Genomic DNA, 22,714 nt, shown 5'->3' with positions numbered 1-22,714 from the left:
TTATAGTTGAATGACAGTACACTTTGTATTTTGATTTTCCAGGATGGCAGCGTTTCCAATGATCACCTGATGAACGCCTTTTGTTAAGGCGCTAAAACAATTGTCGAGTTTGGGAATCATACCCGAATAAATAGCACCAATGGTCAATAAATCCTGATATTTTGATGTGGTAAGAAGCGGAATCAGTGAAGTTTCATCGTTTGTATTAATCAGCACGCCTTGTTTTTCAAAGCAGTATATTATTTTTACGGTATAGGACTCCGACAAAGCAATGCCAAGTTCAGCGGCGATAGTATCAGCGTTGGTATTCAGTAGTTGGCCCTTACCGTCATGGGTGATAGCACAAAAAACCGGAACTGCTTTTCCGTCCAGAATTGTTACGAGTTGTTGCGTATCGATCTGTTTTATATCGCCCACAAATCCGAAATCAATATCCTTGACGCTTCTTCTCTCTGAAATAATCAGATTACCATCGGCACCGGTATAGCCAAATGCATTGGTTTGTAGTGTATTGAGTTCTGCGACAATTCTCTTATTGATCAATCCGGCGTACGTCATGACCACAATATTCAGCATATTTTGATCCGTTATTCGTCTGCCGTCAACCATTTGCGGTTCCAGATTCAGTGCTTCGGCTATTCTGCTGGCTTCTTTTCCTCCGCCGTGAACGAGTATTTTCGACCCTTTTAGTTGTGAAAAGGCATGAAGTGTACGGTTTAAAGCGGTAGTATCATCGATAATATTTCCACCGATTTTAACGATGGTCAGTTCCGGTTTAGTGGTCTTCATCCTGTAAAATTTTAGTTAGAATAGCTTGTGTAGCATAGGTTCTGTTATTCGCCTGCGGAATCACGATTGAATTATCGCCATCTAATACGGCATCACTTACGATCTGATTTCGACGTACCGGAAGGCAGTGCATAAATTTTGCATTGTTAGTCAGCGCCATTTTTTCAGTGGTAACCATCCAGGAAGGATCTTGTGAGGTGATTTTTCCATAATCGTTATAATTACTCCAGTTTTTGGCATAAATAAAGTCGGCATTCTGAAAAGCTTCGTCCTGATCGTAAAGGATAGTACTGTTTTTGGTAATGTCCGGATTCAGTTCATAGCCTTTGGGGTGCGTAATTACAAAGTCGACATTTGATTTTTGCATCATCTTAATAAATGAATTCGGTACGGCATGTGGTAATGCTTTCGGATGCGGTGCCCATGTTAAAACCACTTTCGGTTTTTGTTTGGTTTTGTATTCCTGTATGGTCAGAATATCAGCTACGGCCTGTAAAGGATGTTCGGATGCGCCTTCGAGACTAATCACCGGTACGGTTGCGTATTGTAAAAAAGAATGAATAACATGTTCGGCTTCATCTTTCTCCTTATCGGTTAGTGTCGGAAAACTACGTATCGCTATGATGTCACAATACTGCGACACTACTTGTGCGGCTTCTTTGATATGTTCGGCTTTATTACCATCCATAACGGCACCGTCTTCAAATTCAAGACTCCAGCCTTCATTGTTGAGGTTGAGCGTGATACAATTCATTCCCAGATTAACAGCTGCTTTTTGCGTACTTAAACGGGTTCTCAGACTCGGATTAAAAAACAAAAGACCGATTGTTTTATTGGTTCCCAGCTCTTTATAGCTATAAGGATCGGATTTGATTTGTTTGACCAGTAATAACAGGCTGTCCAGATCGTCTATATGATTTACGGTTGTGAAATGTTTCATGGTATTTTATTTTAAGGATTGCAAGGCTTTTTGAAGCCCGGTGATAAATGAATCGATATCCTGTTTGGTGATTGATAGCGGAGGTAAAATTCGTAACAGATTTTTTTGAGAAGCATTACCGGTAAAAATATGGCCTTCATAAATCAGTTTTTGACGTAAGGTATTTACCTCGAAATCAAATTCTAACCCTAACATCAATCCTTTTCCTTTTATTTTTTTGATTTCCGGTATTTGTTCAATTTGTACTCTAAAATAGGAACTGATTTGGTTAACATTTTCGATAAGCTGTTCCTGTTCGATGGTATTTAAAACGGCTAACGCTGCCGCACAAGCCAGATGATTTCCGCCGAAAGTAGTACCCAGTAAACCGTGTGTTGCTTTGAATTTCGGACTGATCAGAATACCGCCGATCGGAAATCCGTTCCCCATTCCTTTGGCTATCGAAATAATGTCCGGTTGGATAGCATGGAATTGATGGGCGAAAAACTTCCCGGAACGTCCGTATCCGCTTTGTATTTCATCCAGAATTAGTACGACATTGCTGTCCTTGCACAATTGTTGTAACGATTGAAAAAAAGCAGTTGTGCCTTCATCTAGTCCGCCAACACCCTGAATTCCTTCTATAATAACAGCACAAACATCACCTTTGGCGATTTCCGTAGTTACGGCATCAATATCGTTTAACGGAAGAAAAACCACCGGATGATTTTGGTTTATCGGTGCTACAATTACAGGATTATCGGTTACGGAAACAGCTGCTGAGGTTCTGCCGTGGAAGGCTTTTCGGAATGCAATTACCTTTGATTTTCCGTTGTGAAATGAAGCCAGTTTTAAGGCGTTTTCATTGGCTTCCGCACCGGAATTACAAAGGAATAATGAATAATCCGGATAGCCGGAAAGGGTTGTTAGCTTTTGCGCCAACTGTTCCTGTATCGGGTTTTGTATTGAATTGGAATAGAAACCGATAGCATTGACCTGCTCTGTAATCGCTTTTACATAAGCCGGATGGGAATGTCCGATCGAAATCACTCCGTGACCGCCGTAGAAGTCCAGGTATTCCTGATTGTTAGCATCCCAAACTTTGGCACCGGATGCTTTGGTCGGTGTTATATTATATATCGGATAAACGTTGAATAAACTCATTTTAATGTATTTTGTAGAATAAAGAATCTGTTTTAAAAATTGCCGGATTTTAATTGTAATCCTGTTTTTTCATCCAAACCGAACATGAGGTTCATATTTTGAATGGCTTGTCCCGAAGCTCCTTTTATCAGGTTGTCGATAACAGCCGTAATCAGGAAATAGTCGCCCTTTTTCTCCAGACTGATGATGCATTTGTTGGTTTGGACAACCTGTTTCAGATGTATATTTTCGGTTGTAGCTACAACAAACGGATGATCTTGATAATACGTTTGATATTGTTCTGTAATTGTTGCCAGCGGAATATCAGTTTTCATATAAAGCGTTGCGAATATGCCACGTGTAAAATCACCGCGGTTCGGAATCAATAAAATCTCGTGATTAAAATCGCTTTGAAGCTGCATCAGACTTTGACGGATCTCGCCCAGATGCTGATGTTCAAAAGCTTTGTAATGCGACATATTATTATTGCGCCAACTATGATGTGACGTTGCCGACGGCTTTACACCGGCTCCGGTACTTCCTGTAGTTGCGTTGATATGAATCGTATCAGTCAGTTGACTATTTTGTGCCAATGGCAAAAGTGCCAACTGAATTGCCGTAGCAAAACAACCCGGGTTAGCGATATATTTAGCGGCTTTAATTTCCTTGCGATTTAATTCCGGAAGTCCGTAAACAAAAGAATCAGCGTCTTGTTTCAAACGGAAATCATTCCCTAAATCAATAATTCGCGTATGTGAGGCAAAGCTGTGTTTTTCCAGAAAGTCTTTCGATTGTCCGTGTCCGAGGCAAAGAAAAACGATATTAACGTCCGGATTTATTGTATCCGTAAAAATCAAATCGGTATCACCCAATAAATCCTGATGGATATCGGTTACGGGTTTTCCTGCATTGGTGGTACTGTATATAAAGTCGACAGTGGCTTTCGGGTGGTTTTGGATCAGACGCATTAATTCTCCTGCCGTATAGCCTGATCCTCCTATAATACCTGCTTTAATCATAATCGGGCTTGTTTATTTGTGAATAAATCGTTTGACTGTTTCCTAGTATTTTGATGAATCCTTTAGCATCGTCAGCCGACCACGCTTTGTTGATTTCACCATATTGTCCGAATTCCGAATTCATTAAATCATATTCCGATTCGATACCGTCCAATGTAAAATGATAGGGTTGTAAGGTCACGGTAACGGTTCCGGAAACATTCTTTTGGGTATCGGTAAGAAAGGCTTCAATATTGCGCATCACCGGATCCAGATATTGTCCTTCGTGAAATAGCATGCCATACCAGTTGCCGAGTTGTTCTTTCCAGTATTGCTGCCATTTAACGAGTACGTGTTTTTCCAATAAATGATGTGCTTTTATAATGATCAATGGAGCGGCCGCTTCAAATCCGACACGCCCTTTGATGCCGATTATGGTGTCGCCAACATGAATATCACGACCAATTGCGAAAGAACTTGCCAATGCTTCCAGTTTTAGAATGTTAACCGTTGGTGCGGCTTTTTCACCATTCAGACTTACTAATTCTCCTTTTACAAATTCCAATACCACTTTTTCCGGTTTGTTTTTTTGTAACGATGACGGATAGGCTTCATCCGGTAGCGGAAGATGGGAAGTAAGTGTTTCTTTTCCGCCTACGCTGGTTCCCCAAATCCCTTTATTGATCGAATATTGTGCTTTTTCCCAGGAATAGGAAACCCCTTTTTGTTTCAGATAGTCGACTTCTTCCTGACGGGATAATTTTAAATCGCGGATAGGCGTAATGATCTCCATTTCCGGTGCAATTGTCTGAAAGATAAGGTCAAAACGAACCTGATCGTTTCCGGCACCGGTGCTTCCGTGGGCTACTGCATTGGCACCGATTTTTTTAGCATAGTTGATTATTTCCAAAGCCTGAAAAACACGTTCGGCACTTACGGATAAAGGATAAGTGTTGTTTTTTAGTACGTTTCCGTATATCAGGTATTTAATTGCTTTTTGATAGTATTTTTCAATAATATCAAGGTTGGTATGCTGAAAGCTTCCTAACTCATAAGCGCGGGTAGTAATGGCTTGTAATTCGGTATCGGAAAAACCGCCGGTATTAATTAAAACGGTATGCACCTGATATCCTTTGTCTTGTAAATATTTCAGACAAAATGAAGTGTCGAGTCCGCCGCTATAAGCTAAAACCACTGTTTTGATTCCGCTATTGTTGTTTGTATTTTGATGTTGATTCATAGTGTTATTTTTTTAGAAAAAGAGCCTGTTTGATGTTTTTGAGTCGGCTTAATACTTTCTGATTAAACGTATAGGTGATTTTTCGGTTTCTTTTCTCGTTCGGGTCGTATAACATTCCGGTACAGAGGCACATTTTGTTTTCCTTCCGTTGCAGGATATCGAAATTCGAGCAGGTTTTACAGCCACTCCAGAAACTCGGATCATCGGTGAGTTCTGAAAACGGTACAGGTCTATAACCCAGATCGGAATTAATTTTCATAACAGCTAATCCGGTTGTAATACCGAAAATTTTAGCTTCAGGATACTTTTTTTGCGAATACTCGAAAACAAACGTTTTGATTTTTTTAGCTAACCCGAGATGACGGTAATCCGGATGAACAATTAGTCCGGAATGGGCTACGAATTTTCCGTGACTCCAGCTTTCGATATAGCAGAAACCCGCGAATTTTCCGTTTTCCAACGCAATGACAGCATCCTGCATCGCAATCTTTTTGTGAATGTATTCCGGAGTTCTTTTAGCAATTCCGGTACCTCTTTGCAACGCTGAGGTTTCGATCGTATCACAAATTTCCTGCGCATAGGAATAATGCTCTTTTTGAGCAATAACAATGATTACATCCATTTTTTACAATGATGAGTAAATATTAATAAACAATAAAATCTAAGGGGAATGGGGAATGAAACGAGGATTCGTTTCGGGTATGACAAGGTTTACCGTCGTTGTGTAGCAGCTACAAACGGTACAGTTAAAATAGTATTTGAAATAATAAGGCCTTTAAAGCCGGGTAAAAAAACAGATAATTCCAAAGGGAAAAATATAAAAAGATGAATAACAATAGGAAAAACTCGGGTACTAGAATAGACTCCGCTCTGTCCGCGAAGAAGTGGACAGGCTTTTCCGTAAAGAAAGGTTACTATGTAACGGTGTTAGTTTCATCGAGGCAAATGTAGAATAAATTATAACATAAATTGAAAAAAAATAAGAAAAACACTTTTTTTATAGGTCAAACGATTGGTTTTGTAAGATTTATTCAATAAAAAAACCGGGATGATCCTATAACAGACCACCCCGGTTTTACGAAAAAGTACGGTTTTACTTTTTCACGATTTTACGGACATATTCTTTATTGTCAGTTGTTATTTTCAGAATATACATACCGGTAGCAAGATTACGAATATCGATTTGTTCCGATAATGTATTGTTGGACGGCATCACATTGTTTTCGAAAACAATACGACCGTTTGTATCCACAAGCATTAGGTTTACTTTTTGATCCGGAACATTTTCAACCGAAAGATTAACAAAACCATCTGAAGGATTCGGGAATAGCTGAATATTTTCAAAGCCATTTACAGTACTTTGTGCAGCCATTTTAGCACCACAGCTGATCGCAACTGCCGAACGGGTTCCGTTGGAATTACTTGTGCTTCCGGCACTGTTTTTAGCGACCATCGAATACGTATATGTTGTACCGGCATTGATCAAATAAGTATTTAAAAACGACGTACCGGTAACATCCGGAGCATATAGATTCCCGTTGCGGTAGATGTCGTAAGTCGTAGCATTGGCAGAAGCCGTCCAGGTCACATTGATAGCACTTGTTGTACCGCTACACGTTGGAGTTAACGTAACGGTAAATGCACCCGGTGCACCGCAAGCCGGCGGAGTAGCTGATAATGTTCCGTTTGAGTTGTTGGTTGTAGTACTTCCTGCATTTTTCGCTTTTACATAGTAGGTATAAGCCGTTCCGGAAGTAACCGCTGTATTCAGATATTGCGTTCCGGTAATGCTGCTGGCATATAAAGCACCGTTACGATAAATATCATAGCTGGTTGCATTGGCAGAAGCTGTCCAGTTTAAACGTACACGTGTAGCCGTTCCGTTACATTCAGGGGTAGCGGTTAAAGTAAATGCTCCCGGTGCACTTGTGCTGCAAGTTAATCCTAAGTTGGATTTTAAAGCGTTGAAATAAGCAGAAGCAAATGAATCTCTCCAGGTAGAACTGGTTAGTTTTGCGGCATCGGATGTTGTATCAACAAAACCGATTTCGTTTAAACAAGCGGTTGCAGACGAATACCGCAATACACCGAGGTGATAGGCCAAGAAGCTATTGTCTTCTACGCATCTTCTATTGGCCCACGAACCGTAGGAAACCATATCGGCTTGAATTTTTTGCGCAAAAGCAATATCCGGAGCGGTGTCAGCATCGTCAGCAGTACAATAGAATGTTTCCGTTCCGGTTCCGCCACCTGCATTACAATGAATACTCAATAGACGGTCGGCGTTCCAGTTGTTTGACATTGTTGCCCGTTGGGTAACCGAAATCCAGCTGTTCAGGTTGGTTGTACGTGTCATATAAACCGTCCAGGAACAACTACCCTGGATAAGATTACGGGTACGTAAACCTACTTCAAGGGAGGTTTCAATTTCGGTAGCGGTACGGCCGTCAGGATTATCGCTGGTTGTAGCACCATAGCCATGTCCCGGGTCAATCACAATAATTTGGGCATTTGCCGCTAAACTCAACATCAGGGCAAAAAGGAGTGTAGTTATTTTTTTCATAGGATTAGTTTTTTAGTTCAGAAGTGAAAATTCTACCGGTTTTATCATCCGAGAATACGATTTTACCTTTTCCGCTGAAAGAAGGGAACATTTCGGTAAAAACTTCGGTGTTGGTAATTTTTCTCGGTTTGAAAGCTTTGGTGTCAAACAGGTACAATTCGGAATTACTCACGGTATGTCCGTTTTCACTTTCGTCTAAAAATCCTAACAGGTATTTATCGTCAGCCGACCAGGAAGTTGCGATTCCGGTGCCTACTTTAATCGGTTTAGTTTCGTTGTTCAGGTCGTAAACAAAGATATTAGGACCGTTATGTACCGCTACTTTTTTACCGTCGTTTGATAATATAGCATTGTAAAACTGTCCTTCATCATTGGTAACCACCCAGGTTTTTTCAGTCGCAAGGTCTTTGGCTTCAATTTTTAATGTCATCACATTGGTGTATACCACAATCGGGGTTTCTTTCCCCTGATAGGAGGGTAAGAAATTGTGATTAATTTCTTCTTTCAGCTCACGTCTTTTGTTAGAAAGATCATAAGCGTAAACTTTTGATTGGGTAAAGAAATCTTTCTCTCCTTTTTCTTTGAAGTAGAAAGTAGTACTGTTGCGATCCCAGGAGTAGCCATAACCGCTTCCTTCCTTATCGGAAATCGTTTGTACTGCATTTTTGGCAATGTCTAAAAGGTAAACACCTTTAAAATGTTCGCCGGTTAAAAGGGCATGGGTTCCGTCTGGTGAAACCACGGGATTTGTGTAAAATCCTTCGATGTTTACACGATTAAAATCGGATAGTTTTTGTGCATGCCCGCTGATGCCTAAAAACAACATCGAAATGTACAGTAGGTTTTTTTTCATAATGTATAGATTTGATTTCCATAAAGCTACGATTTATATAGTACAAAATGCGAAATATTTATTAACAAATAATTAATATTATACTACTTGTTAATATTTACAGGCGATCAGGCATAAAAAAAAGCACTTCTTGTGGAAGTGCTTCGTTATTGTTTTACTGTATTTATTTGCGGAATTTATTCCGGGTAATAATGTTTTTTAGTTTTGCTTTCAGATCTTCTCCGGTATCATATACCATTTGCTCGTTACTTGGAAACGGAACCGCTTTTCGATCAAAATATGGGAAATAATTTTCATCGCAGGCACGACGATCTCCGTTATAATTGGCATAGATATTCTGGAAAACAAATTCGCTGCTTAACGGATAAGTATCGATTAGCTGATTGGTTTTAAAATCAATATAATCTACTTTGGCCGCTATCTGACAAGCTTTAAACTGCGTAAATTCATAAATATTGATTTTGATTGTACGGAAGTTGTCAACTTTAATCGGTTTTCCTAAACTGTCCCGTACTATACGACCATTGGCATCAACCAGATTTTTCACTCCGTCTTTAATTTGTTTTTCTTTAATAAACTGCCGTTCTTTGATTTGCTCCGGAGAAATTTGGATCTCTCTGAAATTAACAATCAAACCGTAATCATAAGTAACACCCTTTTGTCGGTTGCTGTGGTAAACTGTCCATTTGTCGTCCAGACCAAGTGTGCTAAAATCCAAAAGATCCGCTTGTAAACGTACCGGAATCACCATATTGGTTTCGTTTTTGGTATAAACATTTACAAAATCTGTCCCTTTAAACTGCGCCTGGTCCATTAATTCAGGAACATCTTTAAAGTTTGGATTTAAGGTTTGCAGATAAGCAAAACCATCATATGCTCTTCGATAATTCAGCTTATTATTAGTGGTCATTAAGGCTTTTGAATTGTCGTAAAGGAATTTAGCCAGTGCATTTTTACTGCTTATAATCTGATCGGAATAATCATCGAAAGGAAAAATAGCATTGCGATTTGCTTTGATCAATCGTAATGGTAACAACGGACGAATTTGTTCCTGACGGTTATTAAGCTGCAAATAGGTATTGTACAGCTTTTCCAGTTTAGAAGGATTGGCATCTTTCACAAGTAATTCGATGGTGCGAAGGTCACGTTCTTTTGCTTTGGCAAACGCTTCTTCAAGAAGGTAAACATAATCCTGCTTTCCCTTTGCATTTTTATTACCCTGTAATCCTTCGATAGCACGGTTAATAGCACCGTCGTAATCGCCTTCCGTTAGCATATTCTGGGTTTGTTTAACACCGCAGGAGCAAACAAAAGCCAGAACAAACAATAAAGCCGTAATTTTCCTCATAAATTTCTGATTTAACTGGTTCAAAAGTATAAATTTTGAGCGTATTATAAGAATGGAGCATAAAAAAAACTCCGGCTATACCGGAGTTTTATACGAAATGTAAAAATAAGTTTATTTTCTTTCGAAAGGAGGTAACAGTTTACTGGAAACTTCTCCGAATCCGATACGTACTGTATCATTCTGGCAAAAACCTTTCATGATTACCGTATCACCATCGTTGATGAATTTACGTTCGCTGCCATCGCTCATTTGAAGCGGGTTTTTACCACCCCATGTCAATTCCAGCATTGAACCGAAACTGTCTTCCGTTGATCCGGAAATAGTACCGGAGCCCATCATGTCACCGGAGTTAACACGACAACCGTTGATCGTGTGGTGTGCTAACTGTTGACTCATCGTCCAATACATATATTTAAAGTTGGATTGGCATACTAATGTAGCATCCGCACTTTCAGGAGCAATCAATACTTCCAGGTTAATGTCAAACGCATGATCGCCGGTTTGCTGTAAATAAGGAAGCGGAGTAGGTTCCTGTTTCGGACTTGCTACACGGAACGGTTCTAATGCATCCAAGGTTACAATCCACGGAGAAATAGAAGAGGCAAAGTTTTTAGCAAGGAATGGTCCCAGCGGCACATATTCCCATCTCTGAATATCACGGGCACTCCAGTCGTTTAATAATACCATACCGAAAATATAATCTTCCGCTTCTCCAACCGGGATATTTTCACCCATAATATTGGCATCGGTAGTAATAAAAGCTGTTTCCAATTCAAAATCAACAGATCGGGAAGGACCGAAAACAGGTAGTGTTTCACCGTTAGGTAAAGTTTGCCCCATCGGACGGTGTACCGGAATTCCGGAAGGAACAATAGTAGAGCTTCTTCCGTGGTAACCTACCGGAATATGTAACCAGTTAGGCATTAAAGCATTTTCCGGGTCGCGGAACATTTTACCAACATTGGTAGCGTGTTCTTTACTGGAATAGAAGTCAGTATAATCGCCGATTAAAACCGGTAATTGCATTTCAATTTCGTTTACGTTAAAAATAACGACTTCTTTGTGCGCTTCGTTATCACGTAATTGCGGGTTTTCGGCGTCAAAAATCTCTGCCAGTCTGTTGCGGACAAGACGCCAGGTTTTTTTTCCATCTGAAATAAAATCGTTCAGCGTATCCTGCATGAACATATCATCCGTTAATTCAATTCCTTCAAAATAGCCTAACTGTTGTAAGGCTCCCATATCGATAGCAAAATCACCGATACGCGTTCCGATTGTTACGACATCATCTTTTGTTATAAAAACTCCGAAAGGAATATTTTGTATAGGGAAATCACTGTTCTCAGGGACGTGTAACCACGATTTTCTATTAGGGTCGTTGGCACTTATAGGCATGTTGTATGTTTGTTTTTGTTGTTGAAAAATTCGAAATCAAATATAGTAGCTATTGTGAATTTAACAAACCAATTTCGTATTTTTGAGCTCAATTTAACGAAATATTATAAAATGCAACGCGACGAACAAATTTTCGACTTAATTCTTGAAGAACAAGACAGACAAATTCACGGCTTGGAACTTATTGCATCTGAGAATTTCGTGAGCGATCAGGTAATGGAAGCTGCGGGCTCAGTTTTAACAAATAAATATGCCGAAGGATATCCGGGTAAACGTTATTACGGCGGATGTGAAGTAGTGGACGTAATTGAGCAAATTGCAATTGACAGAGCTAAAGCTTTGTTTGGAGCAGAATATGTAAACGTACAACCACACTCGGGTTCACAGGCTAATACAGCTGTTTTTGCTGCCTGTTTAAAACCGGGTGATAAAATATTAGGTTTCGACCTTTCACACGGAGGACACTTAACACACGGTTCACCGGTTAACTTTTCCGGTAAATTATACAATCCGGTGTTTTACGGAGTAGAAAAAGAAACCGGAATGCTAAACTATGATACGATTCAGGAAGTGGCTACCAAAGAACAACCTAAACTTATCATTGCCGGAGCTTCTGCGTATTCCCGCGATATGGATTTTAAACGTTTCCGTGAAATCGCTGATAGCGTAGGTGCTATTTTAATGGCAGATATCTCGCATCCGGCCGGTTTAATTGCTAAAGGACTGATGAATGATCCGGTTCCGCATTGTCATATCATTACAACAACGACGCATAAAACGCTTCGCGGTCCAAGAGGGGGTATGATTATGATGGGGAAAGATTTTGAAAACCCGTTTGGAATCAAAACGCCAAAAGGAGAAATCCGTATGATGTCGTCTTTATTAGACGGATCGGTATTTCCTGGGAATCAAGGTGGTCCGTTAGAGCATATTATTGCGGCTAAAGCAATCGCTTTCGGAGAAGCTTTAAGCGATGAATTCTTTACTTATGCTATGCAAGTTCAGAAAAATGCTAAAGCGATGGCAGCTGCTTTTGTAAAAAGAGGATATGATATTATCTCCGGTGGTACAGATAACCATATGATGCTTATTGACCTTAGAAATAAAAATATTTCCGGTAAAGAAGCTGAGAATGCATTGGTTAAAGCTGAAATCACTGTAAATAAGAATATGGTTCCTTTTGATGATAAATCACCGTTTGTAACATCCGGTATCCGTGTAGGAACTCCGGCTGTAACCACAAGAGGTTTATTGGAAGCTGATATGGAAACAATTGTAGCGCTTATTGATAAAGTAATTATGAATCATACAGATGAAGCGGTACTGGAAGAAGTAGCTGATGCTGTAAATGATATGATGGGAGAAAGAGCGATGTTCGTTTTCTAAACCATCTTTATAATCATAAAAAAATCCCTCCATTCAGTTCAGAGGGATTTTTTATTGGTATTAAAATTAAAGATAAAAGAGTCGGCATCTATATAAAACCTGTAGTAAGGATTTAAATAGTTACAATTAAATAGGGGCGCTAAATTACAACAACTGGCCGAAATTAATTATCAGCAGTATCAGTTGTTTGACTAGCATAATCATTAGCTGTACCATAAGTAAATCAATGATTTAATTATTATTTAACGAACTGCAAGTTACAAAAAAAGTTATTAGTCAATTACGGTTTTCGCTATTATTTATTGCGGATTTGTCTTAAAAAAATCATAAATTTTTACTGCGGCATTCCCTCGGGATCGAGAAAAACAATTTCCCATTGATGACCGTCCAAATCCGAAAAACTATGCGAATACATCCAGCCGTAATCCATAGGTTCTGCATAGACTATACCGCCGGCTTCTACTGCTTTGGCGATAATAGCATTTACGTTTTCCCTACTGTCAGTGTCCAGAGAAAGTATGACTTCAGTTGTTTGTAAAGCGTCACTGATCGGTTTACGGGTGAAATCTTTAAAGCGTTCATGAACCAGTAACATCACAAAAATAGTATCACTAACGACCATGCAGGTGGCTTTGTCGTCTGTAAACTGCGGATTAAAGGTAAATCCCAGTTTTGTAAAGAATACAACCGATCGATTGAGGTCTTTAACGGGTAAGTTTACAAAGATTTTTGTTGCCATAAGTATGCCTTTTTAGTTGGTTATCAGAAGAAAGACCATGAAGGTACTTATTTTTCGTTTGCGGTAGTGGTAATGAAAAGTTAAGAATTAAAAGGATTAAAATAGCGTTAAAAATAGCCGGAATATTTTCAGGTCGGTCTTTATTTGCTATTTTTAGACTTTAAAAGAAAACGAGTGAAGTCAATATATTTCTTGCTATTTTTTATCGGCTTATCGGCAAGCGGATGGGCGCAAAATGATTTTGTGACGAAATCCAAACCGATTCCCCGTTTAAAAATACCGGCGATCAGCCCGGATAAATCATCTAATACCACTGCTTTTCCTTCGATGAATTTTAGTTCGTCTATTTTTGACGGGCCTGTAAATCCTTTGGAATCCATAAAACCGAACAATTCCTCGTTTCAGATCGGAGAGGATAATTCCAAATTCGGAGCGGAAAAAGAAAAATTTGCCAACCCGGGCGATGTTTATGTGGAAAAGCTAAAACAAGAGCTTAAAGGCGAAGGTAACGGCGATTCCAGAATATTTAAAAGAGACCAGTCGTTTGGCGAAATCCGAACCAAATCCGAATATGTGAAAATCATATACCGCGATCACGAATATGTGGACGGTGATATGATTAAATTCTTAGTTAACGGTAAAATCATGATCCCGCAGATTATTCTGTATGGCGAATATAAAGGGACGACTTTAGGACTCGAAAAAGGATTTAATAAATTAGACTTCGAAGCATTGAATCAAGGGAGTTCCGGACCCAATACAGCGGAATTCCAGGTGTATGATGATAAAGGAACTTTACTTTCGGCTAACCGATGGGATCTGGCTACCGGTTTTAAAGCTACAATTATGATTATTAAGGAATAAAATACCTGACAGGTTTCTATCCTATCAGGTATTAGATTGTTTAATCAATCCTGTTCCGGCATCATTTTAGTCGAAATTGCGATTCTGTTCCAGGAATTGATTGTAATGATTGCGACCATCACCTGTGCCAGATAATTGTCATCATTAAGAGCTTTACGGGCATTTTCATAGGTGGCATCTGATATGTGATTCGAAATCAGCGTCATTTCTTCCGTCAGGGCTAAAATAGCCTTTTCTTCTTCTGAAAAAAAGTTAGTATCCCGCCATGCATTCAACGCATAGATTCGTTGTTCGGTTTCACCGTATTTACGCGCGTCTTTTGTGTGCATATTAATACAAAATGCACATCCGTTCATCTGTGAAGCTCTTATTTTAATAAGCTCTTTGTGGATGGGAGTTAGTTTGGTTGTACTTAAATATTTTTCAAAAGCATACATGATTTTATACGCTTCCGGTTCTAACTGACTGATGTTGATTCTAGTGTCCATATTATTTTGATTTTTATTTTTATTTAAGTCAAAATTACAGACTGTAAACCGGGAAAAAATTAAGCTGGTTTAAGAAAGTGAATTACTCCGGTTTTTTTCGGATTTCACTAAGGTATTCCGGACTGATTCCCAGAAAAGAAGCCAGCATATATTGCGGAACCCGTTGTACGAAACCCGGATAGATTTTAGCAAAATTCCGATAGCGTTCTTCTCCGGATAATAAGAAAAGATATTCAATCCGGGTAAGAGAAGCGGCATAGGCTCTTTCGAGATTTTTCCGGAAATAACTTTCCAATCGGGGCACTTTTTCAAAAAGCTGTTCCTGTTCGTTGCGACTGATATACAATACTTCGGATGTTTCGATTGCTTGTATATAAAATTTCGAAGGTCTTCCGGAAGTATAACTCGAATAATCAGTAATCCACCAGTTTTCAATACCAAATTGAATCACCTGTTCTTTTCCGTTTTCGGTACAGAGATAAAGGCGAAAACAACCTTTTATGATAAAATAGTTGAATTGACAGACCTGGCCTTCGGAAAGTAAAAAATCTTTTTTAGAAACCGTTTGACTATGAAAATAAAGGCTTAAGTTGTTTTTTTCTTCCGGTGTCAGTACAACAGATTTCCCGATATGTTGTATCAGTTGTTCCATTTTTACATCGGGCTACAGATTTCAACTAAAAAGCCTTCTGTATCTCTAACATAGGCCACTTTTTGACCCCACGGTTTTGTTTTAACAGGTTCTGTAAGTGTACCGCCGGCTAAAAGTGCTTCTTCTACCGTTTTTTCTACGTTTTCAGTTGTAAAGCCTAATTCGATACCAAATGGTTTTTCAGCGATATTGCTTTCGATATAGCCGTCTTTTAGATTCGATTTGGCCAAAGTATGAACAGCGAAAGACAATGTAGTAGCACCTGAAATTAATTCGCCGTAATCTTCATCCGGAGTTATAAATTTACGTTGGAAACCAAATGCTTTTTCGTAAAAAGTCATTGCTGATGCTACATTCTGAACATATAAAATGGTATAGGCAAACTGAATCATGGTAGGTATATTTAATTACGGATAAGTTGTTCTTGTTTCCGATTTTTTTTTTTCCATTAGGTAAACAAATATAAGGCTTATAAATTAGAAGCAATATGTTTGGTTAAGACAATCATGTGCTTGCATTGAATTCCGTTTTCATAGATGGGCTCTTTGTAATGCTCGATAAAGAAATTCTTTTTTATTGCGGTTACCTCAAAACCGAGTTTCTGATAAAAAGACAATTGCGGAATACTGGAATTCCCGGTTCCGATCAGCACGTCCCGGAAACCGCGTTTATGTGCTTCTGATAAGGCATGTTGCAGTAATTGTTTTCCGAAACCTTTTTGCTGATGATCTTCCCGAACCGCGATGTTTTTTATTTCAACACTGGATTCATCAATCGGATATAAGGCATAGACGCCAATATAATCGTTTCCGGATTGTATCCCATATAAAAATGACTCATGTATATAGCTATTGATCATGTCGATATACGGATCGGCTAATAGCAGAAGAGTGTAAGGGATAGATTTGCTGTAAATCGGTTGTATACTCATTTGCGATCATTTTCTGTTTAAGGTTAACGTGGTTAAATCACCTACACTGTTTCGGAAGGTTACAACGGCTGTATCTTTACCTTTTAACAGTGAAGCCTGAGTGATGATCAGGCAGTGATCCATATTGTCATAGTTTACATCATCAATCTGAACAATTTCATCGCCAATACCGATAATGCCTTTTATTGAATCGTCCCATATTATGCCTACAACCAGTTTGTCATTAACAAGCGTTGGTTTAAAACCAAATCGTTTCTCGCTCAAATCATAACTGTCTTTATAGGGTTCGAAATAAAAATATTTGTTTTTATAATCCAGAGTCACTAATCCGTGTTTGATTAACTCGGCACCCATACGGGAATTTTGATCATTTGTTGTTTCAATCGTGATATTTTTAAACGGCATACCGTTGATCTTGATTTGCGGTACTGTAAAGCGGTAGTTTTTGGTGCTTTCTGAATTACCGAATATTCCGATTGACGCGTTTCCGTAGCCTTCTTCAACATCTGTAAAAATATTGGCCGGCTTCAGGATTTCGTAAGCACGTAAAGACATATCATATATGTTGTTCATACCGGTATCGAAGAGTAATTCCTCGCTGGCTTCTTCCTTGTTTTTTAGTTTTATCTTAATATAGGGACTACTTTGTGTGTCATACAGATAGAGTTTGGAAGCGTGTTTTTTGTTTAGTTTTAATCGGGAAGGGGAGTCGGTCAGGATGATAGACTGTTTTACGGATGATAATTGCAGAACAGAATTACGGAGCATATTACTACCGATAAACCCGTCAATATTAAAACAATCAAAAACTAATTTATTGTCGGCAACGATAGCCGGGATATCCTGAAAAGTAATGTCACCTAACTTTAATTCTTGTAGTGATACCATTTTTAAGGTATCACTTTTTCCGTTGGCGTCTTTAGTATTGATGTTGGCCAGAAATTTAGCTTGCAGTGCTTTGCTAAGCTTGCTGGTAATCACACAAGGCGCACCGGTATCCAGCAGGAAGCGATAGGTTTTATTCTCGATAACAACCGGAACGATTAATTTGTTGTTTATATTTTCAAAAGGAATTTCGGAGTAATACTCTTTTTGGGTAGTACTACCTTGATTAAGTGTAATCGATTGGGCATTTTTAGAAATCGGTAAAAGAAATAGCAGAAGTAAGTATAAATAACGGCTCATAATTTTTTTCGTTTTGGTGTAATTGGTTTCTAATAGATGCGGAAAAACACAAAAAGTATGCCTGAAATTTCGTTAAAATTTATCTTTTTTAAAAATAAAAAATGGGCTTAATTGTGAAAAAAGCCCATTTTTATCTGTAGTTTACCTGAAATTTCAGGATTCGACAGTCTTTTATTTTTTTGGTTTCGGGAGGTTTTCCGAAATTTTCTTTAGTTTAGAAACCTCTTTTATCAGAATATATTTTACGGATGATGCATCGGCAGGAGGATTGGCTACTTTTTCTTCTTTGATTTCCAATACATACTCGTTACCTTCTTCATAGTTAAAGCCTTCAATACCGCTGTACCAGAATTCCCAGTCTTTTTGGCCGTCTTTTTTAACCAGGAAACATTTTTGAGGCGCTACGCCGGTACAATCTGCCTTTTGAGAGGCTACGGTAATCTGATAGGTTTCCGACACCGGTGCTTCAGCTTTTTCCGGTAAGCCTTCCGATACTTTTGCAACTTTCGAAATTTCTTTTACCAGTACATATTTTACTGATGGAGCATCAGCCGGCGGGTTGTCGATTTTTTCTTCTTTTACTTCCAATACATATTCGTTTCCGTCTTCATAGATAAATCCGTCAATTCCGTTATACAGGTTTTCCCATTCGGTTTGACCTTCTTTTTTAACTAAAAGACATTTTTGAGGTGCTACACCAACACAATCGGCTTCTTCTGAAGCGATCGTCAGTTTTATCACTTCGTTTTTGCTACAAGATGCAAATAAAAAAAGCGATGCTACTAAATACATTACGGTTCTAAACATAATACAAGAATTTAAATTAATAATTTTTGGATTTTGTCCTGCTTCTGTTTCGAAGCCGGACGATGTAGTGAAGTGAATGATTATTACAAATATAGTCAATTTTGTTAAAAAAAATCGTATTAATTTTTAAAAGTAGGGTATAAAAAAACCGCTCTGAAATTTCAAAGCGGTTTTAAATGCGTGTTTTTCTTGTTTTATAAGTGGATCACTTCACCGTAAGCATCTGCTACAGCTTCCATAACCGCTTCACTCATAGTAGGGTGAGGGTGGATGGCTTTCAGGATTTCATGACCTGTAGTTTCCAGTTTACGTGCTACAACTGCTTCTGCAATCATATCCGTTACACCGGCACCGATCATATGGCATCCTAACCATTCTCCGTATTTAGCGTCAAAGATCACTTTTACGAAACCATCAGGAGTTCCGGCAGCTTTTGCTTTACCAGAAGCTGAGAACGGGAATTTACCCACTTTAATTTCGTATCCTTTTTCTTTTGCTTGTTTTTCTGTTAAACCTACAGAAGCGATTTCCGGAGTAGCATACGTACATCCCGGTACATTTCCGTAGTCTATTGGTTCTACATGCAGACCTGCAATTTTTTCCACACAAAGGATTCCTTCAGCAGAAGCAACGTGTGCCAATGCTTGGCCCGGAACCACATCTCCGATAGCATAATAACCCGGAACATTAGTCTGGTAGTAGCTGTTAACAAGGATTTTATCTCTGTCGGTAGCAATACCAACTTCTTCTAATCCGATGTTTTCGATATTGGATTTAATACCAACAGCCGAAAGTAAAATATCTGCTTCAAGGATTTCTTCTCCTTTAGCTGTTTTTACAGTTGCTTTTACACCGTTTCCGCTTGTATCTATTTTCTCAACAGATGAATTTGTCATGATTTTGATACCGGATTTTTTAAGAGAACGCTCAAATTGTTTTGAGATATCTTCGTCTTCAACCGGAACGATATTCGGCATAAATTCAACGATAGTTACATCAGTTCCCATTGCATTGTAGAAATGGGCAAACTCAACTCCGATAGCACCAGAACCCACAACAATCATTGATTTTGGTTGCTCCGGTAATGTCATTGCCTGACGGTATCCGATTACTTTTTTACCGTCCTGAGGAAGGTTTGGTAATTCACGGGAACGCGCTCCTGTTGCAATGATAATATGATCTGCGCTATATTCTGTTACTTTTCCGTCTTTATCGGTAACATCGATTTTTTTACCCGGTTTTACTTTTCCGAAACCGTCAATAACATCGATTTTATTCTTTTTCATCAGGAACTGAATCCCTTTGCTCATTCCGTCTGCAACACCACGGCTGCGGGAAATAACAGCACCGAAATCTTTATCAAACTCCTTAACCGTTAAACCATAGTCAGCAGCATGTTTTAGGTAATCAAAAACCTGAGCCGATTTTAATAACGCTTTCGTTGGAATACATCCCCAGTTTAAGCAGATACCTCCCAAGTTTTCTTTTTCAATAATGGCTACTTTAAAGCCTAATTGTGAAGCTCTGATGGCTGTTACATAACCACCTGGCCCGCTTCCTAAAACAATAATATCGTATTTCATAAATGTATAATTTCTAATGAATTTTCTGCGTACGAAAATAGGGATTTATTTGTTTCCTGAAAAGTTTAATACTATCAAATTTCAAAATATCCCGAAAACAAATCGCTTAAAAATAGTGTATTTCCAGTTTTACCGGGAAAATACTGCTGATTGTTTAATTTTAAGAATAAATAACTTGTTTCTGTTGTTTATTCTGTAACGGCAAACTGGGAATAATACAGGTTTTTATAGAACCCGTTTTCCTTGTTTAGCAATTGATAATGGGTGCCTTCTTCTACGATTTCACCTTTGTCCATTACAATAATTTTATCGGCATTGATAATCGTTGCCAGTCGGTGGGCAATAACAATGGAAGTTCTGCCTTTTGTAATGGTTTCGGTTGCTTTTTGAATCAGTTCTTCCGAATACGTATCGATCGAAGAAGTGGCTTCATCCAAAATCAGTACGCTCGGATTGCTTACATAGGCTCTTAAAAAGGCAATAAGCTGTCGCTGACCGGAAGAAAGCATGATACCTCGTTCTTTTACATTGTAATCATAATTTTCAGGTAAGCTCATAATAAAATCATGCGCACCGATTTTTTTAGCGGCTTCAATCACATCTTCCCGGCTAATAGCAGGATTGTAAAGTGTAATATTGTTTAAAATGGAATCGGCAAATAAAAATACATCCTGTAATACGATGGCAATTTGCTTTCTAAGGCTGTTGATTGTGAATTCTTTAATATCAGTATTATCAATCGTAATCGTACCGCTGTCAATTTCATAAAATCGGTTCAGCAGGTTAATAATTGTCGATTTTCCGGCTCCGGTCGATCCTACAATTGCGATTGTTTCACCGGCATTTACTTTTAGATTGATGCCTTTTAAAACTTCTTCTCCTTCGATATAGCTGAAACGTACGTTTTCAAAACGGATATCGCCTTTAAAATGTTTGGCTTCAATGGTTCCGGAAGTTTGTAAATGATCATCAATATCGAGTACTTCAAATACTCTTTCGGCTGCGATAATCCCCATTTGCATTACATTGAATTTATCCGCAATCTGACGTAACGGATTGAACAACATGTTGATTAACATGGTGTAAGCAAATAAATCACCAAATGAAGTCATATTGTCGCCGTTAATGATGTTTAATCCGCCATACCAAACAATACAACCTAATGTTACGGAAGATACAATATCGGCTATCGGGAAAAAGATAGAGTTATAAAGGATATTTTTTAACCAGGCATCATTGTGTTTCTGGTTGATGATTTTGAATTTTTCATATTCAATGGCTTCACGGTTGAATAACTGTACGATTTTCATCCCGGTTACACGCTCTTGTACGAAGGTGTTTAGATTTCCGACCTGATTTCGCACTTCTTCAAAAGCGATTTTCATTTTTTGCTGAAAAATACGAGTGGCATATAGTAATATCGGCATACCCAGAATAACGATACAACTTAATTTCCAGTTCATGTAAAACATGATTCCGAGTATTACAACCATTTTCAGTAAGTCGCTGACAATCATAAATAGCCCCTGACTAAAAATACTTGCAATTGACTCGATATCGGAAACAGAACGCGTTACCAGTTTTCCAACCGGTTCGTTATCGAAGTACTTCATTTTGAAATTACTGATATGACGGAACAGTTTTTCACGGATATCTTTTACAATATCTTGTCCCAGCCAGTTCGCCCAGTACACAAAATAAAATTGCGAAGCGACTTCGAGAAGCAATATAACGGCCATGATTAGAATAAAGAACAAAAGTCCTTTCGAATCGTGGGTCGTTAAGTAACGGTCTACGGTTTCTTTTAGCAGATAGGGACGTAATGCGGCAAATATTGACAGGGATATAGCCCATGCAATAACAGCGTTAAACCGCCCCTGGTAAGGTTTGGCAAAGCGCAATACTTTTTTTAAAGAAATAGATTTTATGGCTTTCATAAGAATTAACGCTCTTGTATATAGGGATAAACAACCCGGGTCAGGTATAAACCGTGAGCCGGAACGGAAAAACCGGCTTGATTACGGTCTTTACTTTCGATTATTTTTCGGAATTCGTCCAATGTTGTTTTACCCAGTCCTATTTTAATTAAAGTGCCCACTATGGCACGAACCATGTTTCGTAAAAAACGGTCGGCGGTAATGGTAAAAACTAATTTTGTACCGTTTTGCTGCCAGTGGGCTTCAGTAATCGTACAGTTAAATGTCCGAACATCGGTGTGTACTTTTGAAAAGCACTCGAAGTCGGTATATTCAAATAACAATTGCGAAGCTTGATTCATGGCTTCAACGTTTAACGGATGGAAATGAAACCAGCTTCCTTCGTTTTCAAATGGATCTTTAAACGTGTGGATATGGTATTCGTAAGTTCTGCCGGTTGCATCAAAACGGGCATGAGCCGCATCGTGTAAGGCGATAAAGCGATACACGCTGATATCTTTCGGTAAAAAAGAATTCAGTTTTTGCACCCAGTAATCCGAATCGAGTATTTCGTCAAAATCGAAATGAGCAAACATTTGTCGGGCGTGTACTCCGGTGTCGGTTCTTCCTGCACCCACAAGATCAATCTCTTTTTTTAATAAAAGCGACAGGGCTTTGTTTAAAGTTTCCTGTACAGATATAGCATGTGGCTGATACTGCCAACCGTGATAATTCTTCCCGTTATAAGCAAATTCTACGAAATACCTCAAAGTTCAATTTCCAGATTAATACAAAAAGAACAAAGATACGGGAATTCGAGAATTGACAAATTTGAAATTGCTATAATTTTAAGTTAAAACACGGTTAACTATGTTTATTTTTGTAGGGATTAGTAATGTTGAACGCCACGATAAA

At 38.7% G+C, this 22,714-nt stretch carries 22 protein-coding genes; 2 read left to right on the top strand and 20 right to left on the bottom strand.

All coding sequences use genetic code 11. The annotated features are described in order from the left end of the window. From argB to fahA, 10 genes are all read right to left on the bottom strand, one after another. Complete coding sequence (argB, locus tag NOX80_RS15645; protein WP_256550737.1) at positions 1-789, bottom strand: acetylglutamate kinase; 789 nt, start codon at positions 787-789, stop codon at positions 1-3. Then, entirely contained in the window at positions 776-1,729 is a 954-nt protein-coding gene (locus NOX80_RS15640; protein ID WP_256550736.1) for an N-acetylornithine carbamoyltransferase, read from the bottom strand. The genes argB and NOX80_RS15640 overlap by 14 nt, the downstream gene beginning before the upstream one ends. Positions 1,730-1,735: 6 nt before the next feature. Beyond that, complete coding sequence (locus tag NOX80_RS15635) at positions 1,736-2,872, bottom strand: aspartate aminotransferase family protein (RefSeq protein WP_256550735.1); 1,137 nt, start codon at positions 2,870-2,872, stop codon at positions 1,736-1,738. A gap of 32 nt (positions 2,873-2,904) precedes the next feature. Then, positions 2,905-3,870 carry an N-acetyl-gamma-glutamyl-phosphate reductase gene (gene argC / locus NOX80_RS15630; RefSeq protein WP_256550734.1) on the bottom strand — a complete coding sequence of 322 codons (966 nt, stop codon included), beginning with the start codon at positions 3,868-3,870 and terminating at the stop codon, positions 2,905-2,907. Then, positions 3,863-5,053, bottom strand: a complete 1,191-nt coding sequence (gene argG / locus NOX80_RS15625; RefSeq protein WP_256553026.1) for an argininosuccinate synthase — start codon at positions 5,051-5,053, stop codon at positions 3,863-3,865. The genes argC and argG overlap by 8 nt, the downstream gene beginning before the upstream one ends. A gap of 40 nt (positions 5,054-5,093) precedes the next feature. Further along, a complete protein-coding gene (locus NOX80_RS15620; protein WP_256550733.1) occupies positions 5,094-5,711 on the bottom strand; it encodes a GNAT family N-acetyltransferase in 618 nt (205 codons plus the stop codon). 471 nt (positions 5,712-6,182) lie between these two features. Next, positions 6,183-7,652 (bottom strand): N-acetylmuramoyl-L-alanine amidase, encoded by a 1,470-nt coding sequence (locus NOX80_RS15615; RefSeq protein WP_256550732.1) that lies wholly within the window; start codon positions 7,650-7,652, stop codon positions 6,183-6,185. Positions 7,653-7,656: 4 nt separating this feature from the next. Then, positions 7,657-8,505: a TolB family protein gene (locus NOX80_RS15610; RefSeq protein ID WP_256550731.1), complete on the bottom strand. Its 849-nt coding sequence runs from the start codon at positions 8,503-8,505 to the stop codon at positions 7,657-7,659. 163 nt (positions 8,506-8,668) lie between these two features. Beyond that, positions 8,669-9,853, bottom strand: a complete 1,185-nt coding sequence (locus NOX80_RS15605; RefSeq protein WP_256550730.1) for a hypothetical protein — start codon at positions 9,851-9,853, stop codon at positions 8,669-8,671. Positions 9,854-9,964: 111 nt separating this feature from the next. Next, on the bottom strand, positions 9,965-11,248 hold the full coding sequence (gene fahA / locus NOX80_RS15600) for a fumarylacetoacetase (protein WP_256550729.1): 1,284 nt from the start codon (positions 11,246-11,248) through the stop codon (positions 9,965-9,967). Between the two features lie 111 nt (positions 11,249-11,359). On the opposite strand from fahA, the gene glyA reads away from it, so the two are divergent. Then, positions 11,360-12,634, top strand: a complete 1,275-nt coding sequence (glyA, locus tag NOX80_RS15595; RefSeq protein WP_256550728.1) for a serine hydroxymethyltransferase — start codon at positions 11,360-11,362, stop codon at positions 12,632-12,634. Positions 12,635-12,968: 334 nt separating this feature from the next. Here the strand turns inward: glyA and NOX80_RS15590 are convergent, their stop codons facing one another. Beyond that, positions 12,969-13,373: a VOC family protein gene (locus tag NOX80_RS15590; protein ID WP_256550727.1), complete on the bottom strand. Its 405-nt coding sequence runs from the start codon at positions 13,371-13,373 to the stop codon at positions 12,969-12,971. A gap of 174 nt (positions 13,374-13,547) precedes the next feature. On the opposite strand from NOX80_RS15590, the gene NOX80_RS15585 reads away from it, so the two are divergent. Further along, positions 13,548-14,237 (top strand): hypothetical protein, encoded by a 690-nt coding sequence (locus tag NOX80_RS15585; RefSeq protein WP_256550726.1) that lies wholly within the window; start codon positions 13,548-13,550, stop codon positions 14,235-14,237. Between the two features lie 44 nt (positions 14,238-14,281). Here NOX80_RS15585 and NOX80_RS15580 read toward each other — a convergent pair whose 3' ends face one another. The 9 genes from NOX80_RS15580 to truA all read right to left on the bottom strand — a co-directional run bounded on the left by NOX80_RS15580 (position 14,282) and on the right by truA (position 22,569). Continuing rightward, entirely contained in the window at positions 14,282-14,725 is a 444-nt protein-coding gene (locus NOX80_RS15580) for a carboxymuconolactone decarboxylase family protein (RefSeq protein ID WP_256550725.1), read from the bottom strand. Between the two features lie 82 nt (positions 14,726-14,807). Continuing rightward, positions 14,808-15,377: a Crp/Fnr family transcriptional regulator gene (locus tag NOX80_RS15575; RefSeq protein WP_256550724.1), complete on the bottom strand. Its 570-nt coding sequence runs from the start codon at positions 15,375-15,377 to the stop codon at positions 14,808-14,810. Between the two features lie 2 nt (positions 15,378-15,379). Further along, positions 15,380-15,769, bottom strand: coding sequence for a VOC family protein (locus tag NOX80_RS15570; protein ID WP_256550723.1), 390 nt, complete (start codon positions 15,767-15,769; stop codon positions 15,380-15,382). Between the two features lie 77 nt (positions 15,770-15,846). Beyond that, positions 15,847-16,308, bottom strand: a complete 462-nt coding sequence (locus tag NOX80_RS15565; protein ID WP_256550722.1) for a GNAT family N-acetyltransferase — start codon at positions 16,306-16,308, stop codon at positions 15,847-15,849. 6 nt (positions 16,309-16,314) lie between these two features. Beyond that, complete coding sequence (locus tag NOX80_RS15560) at positions 16,315-17,493, bottom strand: retropepsin-like aspartic protease (protein ID WP_256550721.1); 1,179 nt, start codon at positions 17,491-17,493, stop codon at positions 16,315-16,317. Positions 17,494-17,664: 171 nt separating this feature from the next. Next, positions 17,665-18,300 (bottom strand): DUF4377 domain-containing protein, encoded by a 636-nt coding sequence (locus tag NOX80_RS15555; RefSeq protein ID WP_256550720.1) that lies wholly within the window; start codon positions 18,298-18,300, stop codon positions 17,665-17,667. A gap of 194 nt (positions 18,301-18,494) precedes the next feature. Next, the gene (gene lpdA, locus NOX80_RS15550; RefSeq protein WP_256550719.1) at positions 18,495-19,883 is read right to left on the bottom strand and encodes a dihydrolipoyl dehydrogenase; all 1,389 of its coding nucleotides are present in this window, start codon (positions 19,881-19,883) and stop codon (positions 18,495-18,497) included. Positions 19,884-20,071: 188 nt separating this feature from the next. Further along, on the bottom strand, positions 20,072-21,820 hold the full coding sequence (locus NOX80_RS15545) for an ABC transporter ATP-binding protein (protein WP_256550718.1): 1,749 nt from the start codon (positions 21,818-21,820) through the stop codon (positions 20,072-20,074). A 5-nt stretch (positions 21,821-21,825) separates the two neighbouring features. Further along, positions 21,826-22,569 (bottom strand): tRNA pseudouridine(38-40) synthase TruA, encoded by a 744-nt coding sequence (gene truA / locus NOX80_RS15540; protein WP_256550717.1) that lies wholly within the window; start codon positions 22,567-22,569, stop codon positions 21,826-21,828. Positions 22,570-22,714 lie beyond the last annotated feature (145 nt).

The sequence above is a fragment of the Flavobacterium cerinum genome (genome assembly GCF_024496085.1).
In the GTDB taxonomy this organism is placed as follows: domain Bacteria; phylum Bacteroidota; class Bacteroidia; order Flavobacteriales; family Flavobacteriaceae; genus Flavobacterium; species Flavobacterium cerinum_A.
This window is presented reverse-complemented; position numbering and strand designations above follow the sequence as displayed.

Bases quoted from the DNA above. Each gene is read 5' to 3' on its own strand.
- argB (WP_256550737.1), bottom strand. From the start codon at position 789: ATGAAGACCACTAAACCGGAACTGACCATCGTTAAAATCGGTGGAAAT.
- NOX80_RS15640 (WP_256550736.1), bottom strand. From the start codon at position 1,729: ATGAAACATTTCACAACCGTAAATCATATAGACGATCTGGACAGCCTG.
- NOX80_RS15635 (WP_256550735.1), bottom strand. From the start codon at position 2,872: ATGAGTTTATTCAACGTTTATCCGATATATAATATAACACCGACCAAA.
- argC (WP_256550734.1), bottom strand. From the start codon at position 3,870: ATGATTAAAGCAGGTATTATAGGAGGATCAGGCTATACGGCAGGAGAA.
- NOX80_RS15620 (WP_256550733.1), bottom strand. From the start codon at position 5,711: ATGGATGTAATCATTGTTATTGCTCAAAAAGAGCATTATTCCTATGCG.
- NOX80_RS15615 (WP_256550732.1), bottom strand. From the start codon at position 7,652: ATGAAAAAAATAACTACACTCCTTTTTGCCCTGATGTTGAGTTTAGCG.
- NOX80_RS15610 (WP_256550731.1), bottom strand. From the start codon at position 8,505: ATGAAAAAAAACCTACTGTACATTTCGATGTTGTTTTTAGGCATCAGC.
- NOX80_RS15605 (WP_256550730.1), bottom strand. From the start codon at position 9,853: ATGAGGAAAATTACGGCTTTATTGTTTGTTCTGGCTTTTGTTTGCTCC.
- fahA (WP_256550729.1), bottom strand. From the start codon at position 11,248: ATGCCTATAAGTGCCAACGACCCTAATAGAAAATCGTGGTTACACGTC.
- glyA (WP_256550728.1), top strand. From the start codon at position 11,360: ATGCAACGCGACGAACAAATTTTCGACTTAATTCTTGAAGAACAAGAC.
- NOX80_RS15590 (WP_256550727.1), bottom strand. From the start codon at position 13,373: ATGGCAACAAAAATCTTTGTAAACTTACCCGTTAAAGACCTCAATCGA.
- NOX80_RS15580 (WP_256550725.1), bottom strand. From the start codon at position 14,725: ATGGACACTAGAATCAACATCAGTCAGTTAGAACCGGAAGCGTATAAA.
- NOX80_RS15575 (WP_256550724.1), bottom strand. From the start codon at position 15,377: ATGGAACAACTGATACAACATATCGGGAAATCTGTTGTACTGACACCG.
- NOX80_RS15570 (WP_256550723.1), bottom strand. From the start codon at position 15,769: ATGATTCAGTTTGCCTATACCATTTTATATGTTCAGAATGTAGCATCA.
- NOX80_RS15565 (WP_256550722.1), bottom strand. From the start codon at position 16,308: ATGAGTATACAACCGATTTACAGCAAATCTATCCCTTACACTCTTCTG.
- NOX80_RS15560 (WP_256550721.1), bottom strand. From the start codon at position 17,493: ATGAGCCGTTATTTATACTTACTTCTGCTATTTCTTTTACCGATTTCT.
- NOX80_RS15555 (WP_256550720.1), bottom strand. From the start codon at position 18,300: ATGTTTAGAACCGTAATGTATTTAGTAGCATCGCTTTTTTTATTTGCA.
- lpdA (WP_256550719.1), bottom strand. From the start codon at position 19,883: ATGAAATACGATATTATTGTTTTAGGAAGCGGGCCAGGTGGTTATGTA.
- NOX80_RS15545 (WP_256550718.1), bottom strand. From the start codon at position 21,820: ATGAAAGCCATAAAATCTATTTCTTTAAAAAAAGTATTGCGCTTTGCC.